Origin of the sequence: Streptomyces sp. x-19 (assembly GCF_046549115.1) — a bacterium.
Lineage (GTDB): Bacteria > Actinomycetota > Actinomycetes > Streptomycetales > Streptomycetaceae > Streptomyces > Streptomyces albulus_C.
The window spans coordinates 1-3,190 of sequence record NZ_JAJPWK010000077.1 but is presented as its reverse complement, the minus strand read 5'-3'; the positions used below and the strand labels follow the sequence as shown (position 1 = coordinate 3,190).

Here is a 3,190-nt window from a genome sequence, read left to right as displayed (position 1 = left end):
GGGTGGCTGGTCGTTGTTTGAGAACTGCACAGTGGACGCGAGCATCTGTGGCCAAGTTTTTAAGGGCGCACGGTGGATGCCTTGGCACCAGGAACCGATGAAGGACGTGGGAGGCCACGATAGGCCCCGGGGAGCTGTCAACCGAGCTTTGATCCGGGGGTGTCCGAATGGGGAAACCCGGCAGTCGTCATGGGCTGTCACCCGCTGCTGAACACATAGGCAGTGTGGAGGGAACGCGGGGAAGTGAAACATCTCAGTACCCGCAGGAAGAGAAAACAACCGTGATTCCGGGAGTAGTGGCGAGCGAAACTGGATGAGGCCAAACCAGTCACGTGTGATACCCGGCAGGGGTTGCGTGGTTGGGGTTGTGGGATCTCTCTTTTGCAGTCTGCCGGCTGTGAGGCGAGTCAGAAACCGTTGATGTAGGCGAAGGACATGCGAAAGGTCCGGCGTAGAGGGTAAGACCCCCGTAGCTGAAACATTAGCGGCTCGTTTGAGAGACACCCAAGTAGCACGGGGCCCGAGAAATCCCGTGTGAATCTGGCGGGACCACCCGTTAAGCCTAAATATTCCCTGGTGACCGATAGCGGATAGTACCGTGAGGGAATGGTGAAAAGTACCGCGGGAGCGGAGTGAAATAGTACCTGAAACCGTGTGCCTACAAGCCGTGGGAGCGTCGCTGGTGAGTTTACTCATCAGTCGTGACTGCGTGCCTTTTGAAGAATGAGCCTGCGAGTTTGCGGTATGTTGCGAGGTTAACCCGTGTGGGGAAGCCGTAGCGAAAGCGAGTCCGAATAGGGCGTGGAGTAGCATGCTCAAGACCCGAAGCGGAGTGATCTAGCCATGGGCAGGTTGAAGCGGAGGTAAGACTTCGTGGAGGACCGAACCCACCAGGGTTGAAAACCTGGGGGATGACCTGTGGTTAGGGGTGAAAGGCCAATCAAACTCCGTGATAGCTGGTTCTCCCCGAAATGCATTTAGGTGCAGCGTCGTGTGTTTCTTGCCGGAGGTAGAGCACTGGATAGGCGATGGGCCCTACCGGGTTACTGACCTTAGCCAAACTCCGAATGCCGGTAAGTGAGAGCGCGGCAGTGAGACTGTGGGGGATAAGCTCCATGGTCGAGAGGGAAACAGCCCAGAGCATCGACTAAGGCCCCTAAGCGTGTGCTAAGTGGGAAAGGATGTGGAGTCGCAGAGACAACCAGGAGGTTGGCTTAGAAGCAGCCACCCTTGAAAGAGTGCGTAATAGCTCACTGGTCAAGTGATTCCGCGCCGACAATGTAGCGGGGCTCAAGTACACCGCCGAAGTCGTGTCATTGCGATATTACTCCTAACGGGGATCGTGATGGGTAGGGGAGCGTCGTGTGCCGGGTGAAGCAGCCGTGGAAACGAGTTGTGGACGGTTCACGAGTGAGAATGCAGGCATGAGTAGCGATACAAGAGTGGGAAACTCTTGCGCCGATTGACTAAGGGTTCCTGGGTCAAGCTGATCTGCCCAGGGTAAGTCGGGACCTAAGGCGAGGCCGACAGGCGTAGTCGATGGACAACCGGTTGATATTCCGGTACCCGCTTTGAAGCGCCCAATACTGAATCAGGCGATGCTAAGTCCGTGAAGCCGCCCTGGATCCTTCGGGTGAAGGGGAGTGGTGGAGCCGACGGACCAGACTTGTAGTAGGTAAGCGATGGGGTGACGCAGGAAGGTAGTCCAGCCCGGGCGGTGGTTGTCCCGGGGTAAGGGTGTAGGCCGTGTGGTAGGTAAATCCGTCGCACGTTAAGGCTGAGACCTGATGCCGAGCCGATTGTGGTGAAGTGGATGATCCTATGCTGTCGAGAAAAGCCTCTAGTGAGTTTCAAGGCGGCCCGTACCCTAAACCGACTCAGGTGGTCAGGTAGAGAATACCGAGGCGTTCGGGTGAACTATGGTTAAGGAACTCGGCAAAATGCCCCCGTAACTTCGGGAGAAGGGGGGCCATTTCTGGTGAAGGGACTTGCTTCCTGAGCTGGGGGTGGCCGCAGAGACCAGCGAGAAGCGACTGTTTACTAAAAACACAGGTCCGTGCGAAGCCGTAAGGCGATGTATACGGACTGACGCCTGCCCGGTGCTGGAACGTTAAGGGGACCGGTTAGCTTGGATTCGTTCAGGCGAAGCTGAGAACTTAAGCGCCAGTAAACGGCGGTGGTAACTATAACCATCCTAAGGTAGCGAAATTCCTTGTCGGGTAAGTTCCGACCTGCACGAATGGCGTAACGACTTCTCGACTGTCTCAACCATAGGCCCGGTGAAATTGCATTACGAGTAAAGATGCTCGTTTCGCGCAGCAGGACGGAAAGACCCCGGGACCTTTACTATAGCTTGATATTGGTGTTCGGTTCGGCTTGTGTAGGATAGGTGGGAGACTGTGAAGCGCCAACGCCAGTTGGTGTGGAGTCGTTGTTGAAATACCACTCTGGTCGTGCTGGATGTCTAACCTGGGTCCGTGATCCGGATCAGGGACAGTGTCTGGTGGGTAGTTTAACTGGGGCGGTTGCCTCCTAAAGAGTAACGGAGGCGCCCAAAGGTTCCCTCAGCCTGGTTGGTAATCAGGTGTTGAGTGTAAGTGCACAAGGGAGCTTGACTGTGAGACTGACGGGTCGAGCAGGTACGAAAGTAGGGACTAGTGATCCGGCGGTGGCTTGTGGAAGCGCCGTCGCTCAACGGATAAAAGGTACCCCGGGGATAACAGGCTGATCTTCCCCAAGAGTCCATATCGACGGGATGGTTTGGCACCTCGATGTCGGCTCGTCGCATCCTGGGGCTGGAGTCGGTCCCAAGGGTTGGGCTGTTCGCCCATTAAAGCGGTACGCGAGCTGGGTTTAGAACGTCGTGAGACAGTTCGGTCCCTATCCGCTGTGCGCGTAGGAGTCTTGAGAAGGGCTGTCCCTAGTACGAGAGGACCGGGACGGACGAACCTCTGGTGTGCCAGTTGTTCTGCCAAGGGCATGGCTGGTTGGCTACGTTCGGAAAGGATAACCGCTGAAAGCATCTAAGCGGGAAGCCTGCTTCGAGATGAGGGCTCCCTCCTCCTTGAGAGGGTAAGGCTCCCAGTAGACGACTGGGTTGATAGGCCAGATATGGAAGCACTGTAAGGTGTGGAGTTGACTGGTACTAATAGGCCGAGGGCTTGTCCTCAGTTGCTCGCGTCCACTGTGT

The 3,190-nt window shown here is 56.3% G+C and carries 1 rRNA gene; it reads left to right on the top strand.

What is annotated here, in order from left to right:
• Positions 1 to 49: 49 nt before the first annotated feature.
• Positions 50 to 3,169, top strand: a 23S ribosomal RNA gene (locus ACLJT4_RS42150).
• Positions 3,170 to 3,190: the final 21 nt, after the last annotated feature.